Genomic DNA, 2,984 nt, shown 5'->3' with positions numbered 1-2,984 from the left:
CTCTGGGCCGCCATCCAGGCCGAGAACCGCCGCCAGGAAGAGCACATCGAGCTGATCGCCAGCGAGAACTACGCTTCCCCGGCCGTCATGGCCGCGCAGGGCACGCAGCTCACCAACAAGTACGCCGAGGGCTATCCCGGCAAGCGCTACTACGGCGGCTGCGAGAACGTCGACATCGCCGAGCAGCTGGCCATCGACCGCATCAAGCAGCTGTTCGGCGCGCAGGCCGCCAACGTGCAGCCGCACTCCGGCGCCCAGGCCAACGAGGCCGTGTTCCTCGCCTTCCTCAAGCCGGGCGACACCATCATGGGCATGAGCCTGGCCGAAGGCGGCCACCTCACCCACGGCATGGCGCTGAACATGAGCGGCAAGTGGTTCAACGTCGTGAGCTACGGCCTGAACAAGGAAGAAGCCATCGACTACGACGCGATGGAGCGCAAGGCCCACGAGAGCAAGCCCAAGCTGATCATCGCCGGCGCGTCGGCGTACTCGCTGCGCATCGACTTCGAGCGCTTCGCCAAGGTCGCCAGGGACGTCGGCGCCATCTTCATGGTCGACATGGCCCACTACGCCGGCCTGATCGCCGCCGGCGTCTACCCGAACCCGGTGCCCCACGCCGACGTGGTGACCTCCACCACCCACAAGAGCCTGCGCGGCCCGCGCGGCGGCTTCATCCTGATGAAGCCGGAGCACGAGAAGGCGATCAACAGCGCCATCTTCCCCGGCCTGCAGGGTGGCCCGCTGATGCACGTGATCGCCGCCAAGGCGGTGGCCTTCAAGGAGGCACTGGCGCCGGAGTTCAAGGCCTATCAGCAGCAGGTGGTGAAGAACGCGAAGGTCGTGGCCGAGACGCTGATCGAACGCGGCCTGCGCATCGTCAGCGGCCGCACCGAGAGCCACGTGATGCTGGTGGACCTGCGCTCCAAGGGCATCACCGGCAAGGAAGCCGAGGCCGTGCTGGGCGACGCCCACATGACCATCAACAAGAACGCGATCCCCAACGACCCGGAAAAGCCGATGGTCACCAGCGGCCTGCGGGTGGGCACGCCGGCCATGACCACGCGCGGCTTCAAGGAAGAGGAAGCGCGGCTGACCGCCAACCTGGTGGCCGACGTGCTGGACAAGCCGCGCGATGCGGCCAACATCGCCCGGGTGCGCGAGCAGGTCAACGCCCTGACCCGCCGCTTCCCGGTCTACAAGTAGGCCACCGCGATGAAATGCCCGTTCTGCGGCCATGCCGACACCCAGGTGGTGGAGACCCGGATGGCCGAGGACGGGGACTTCATCCGCCGCCGCCGCCAGTGCGCGCACTGCGAGAAGCGCTTCACCACCTACGAGCGGCCGGACGTCACCTTCCCGGCGGTGGTGAAGAAGGACGGCCGCCGCATCGAGTACGAGCGCGGCAAGCTGCTGGCCTCCTTCCACCTGGCGCTGCGCAAGCGCCCGGTGAGCACCGAGCAGATCGACGGCGCCGTGGAGCGCATCGAGGAGAAGCTCCTGAACCTGGGCGTGCGCGAAGTCCCCAGCTCCCGCATCGGCGAGCTGGTGATGCGCGAGCTCAAGAAGCTGGACAAGGTCGCCTACGTGCGCTTCGCCAGCGTCTACCGCAGCTTCGAGGACGTCGACGACTTCAAGAACGTGGTCGACGAGATCCGGCGCTAGCCTGTCTCACGCACACGAGGGCAGTTCCACCTTCTGCGTGCGCGGCCGCCCGGTCGCATTCACGATGACCTGCCGCCCGGTGCCCTTCTCCGCCGAGGCGCTGCACACCGTCAGCGTGCCGGCCTGGAAGCCGCCGCCCACCAGCCTGGTCGTGCCATTGGGCGCATAACTCACGTACTTCGCGACCGTCGCGGTCCCCGTCAGGCGCATCGCCGCTCCCAGTGCGTGCTGCACGTACAGGACCGGTTCGCCGGCATCGCGCTCGCCGTCGCCGTCGGCATCGGCGAACACGATCCAGCCCTGCTGCCAGCCGCCGGTGGGCGCGCAGGCCAAGGCGTCGGCCGAGCGGCACATCACCACGCGATGCTTGCGCTTCATCGCCTCGCTGCGCGTGAGCAGCAGGCTGGCCAGGAACTCGTTGGACGCGCTGGAAACGCGCGTGACGCGCAGCGCCGCGGCCAGCGACGGCGCCCCGAGCATGAACAGGATGCCGGCGACGGCCAGCACCGCCAGCATCTCGACGAGGGTGAATCCGCGGCGTGCACGCATGCCGCGAATCTAGGAGGCCGGGCCGCCCGCCAAAAGCAAATCCGGCCGCCTTGCGGGCGGCCGGATTGCGGAGGAATCGTGCCTGGCAGGTCACACGGAACCTGCCGGGTCCGGCACCGGAACGGCGCTACTTCTTGTACCAGTAGGTGCGCTTGAGGTTCTTCGGGATCAGCGTGCCCGTCGGGCAGTTCTCCAGCGCGGACGTGCAGGGCGCGCCGCCGCCGCCGCCGCTGCCGTCGCCGGCCGTGACGCCGCAGCCGATGCAGAACTTCTCCTGCGTCTCCGTGGTGTTGCCGTTGGCGTCGGTCTCCACGATCGTGATCAGGCCGCTCACCGCGCTGGGCGGCAGGCCGCCGCCGGCCAGTTCGTTCTGGACCTGGCGGCCCGTGAACGGGTTGATCGCGTATGCGCGGGCGGTGCCCAGGTTCGCCACGCAGGTGTTGGTCTTGTTCTTGGGCTGGTTGGTCGCGAAGAAGATCTGCCCGTTCACCGCGGTCGGCGCGTTCACCGCCTTCTCGCCCTTGGTCGGCGTCTTCGTCGGGTCCGGCTGGTCGGTGGACTCGTTCCAGGCGGCGCCGATGAAGTTGATGAAGAAGCCCTTGCGGCTGCCGTCCCAGAGCGCATAGGTCGCGTCATACAGGTCGGTCGTGCTGGCCGTGACGTCGACCGTGTTCAGGGTCAGGTCGGTCACCGAGGTGCCCAGGTCCTTGACCATGAAGAAGCGGTCCGTGACGTTGAACGCGGAGTTGGGGTTCGTGGCGTCGCGCAGCGGG

Annotated in this window: 3 protein-coding genes and 1 pseudogene; 2 read left to right on the top strand and 2 right to left on the bottom strand. The window is 68.3% G+C overall.

What is annotated here, in order from left to right:
* The first annotated feature begins 12 nt into the window (after positions 1 to 12).
* Complete coding sequence (gene glyA / locus VFV21_RS09240) at positions 13 to 1,203, top strand: serine hydroxymethyltransferase (protein ID WP_329669137.1); 1,191 nt, start codon at positions 13 to 15, stop codon at positions 1,201 to 1,203.
* 9 nt (positions 1,204 to 1,212) lie between these two features.
* Positions 1,213 to 1,662 (top strand): transcriptional regulator NrdR, encoded by a 450-nt coding sequence (nrdR, locus tag VFV21_RS09235; RefSeq protein WP_329669136.1) that lies wholly within the window; start codon positions 1,213 to 1,215, stop codon positions 1,660 to 1,662.
* A gap of 6 nt (positions 1,663 to 1,668) precedes the next feature.
* On the opposite strand, the gene VFV21_RS09230 is transcribed toward nrdR, so the two are convergent.
* Positions 1,669 to 2,211, bottom strand: a complete 543-nt coding sequence (locus tag VFV21_RS09230; RefSeq protein ID WP_329669135.1) for a GspH/FimT family pseudopilin — start codon at positions 2,209 to 2,211, stop codon at positions 1,669 to 1,671.
* Between the two features lie 127 nt (positions 2,212 to 2,338).
* Positions 2,339 to 2,984: pseudogene (locus tag VFV21_RS09225) on the bottom strand (hypothetical protein); the annotation flags it as partial.

The organism is Arenimonas sp. (assembly GCF_036275555.1).
GTDB lineage: Bacteria > Pseudomonadota > Gammaproteobacteria > Xanthomonadales > Xanthomonadaceae > Arenimonas.
This window is presented reverse-complemented; position numbering and strand designations above follow the sequence as displayed.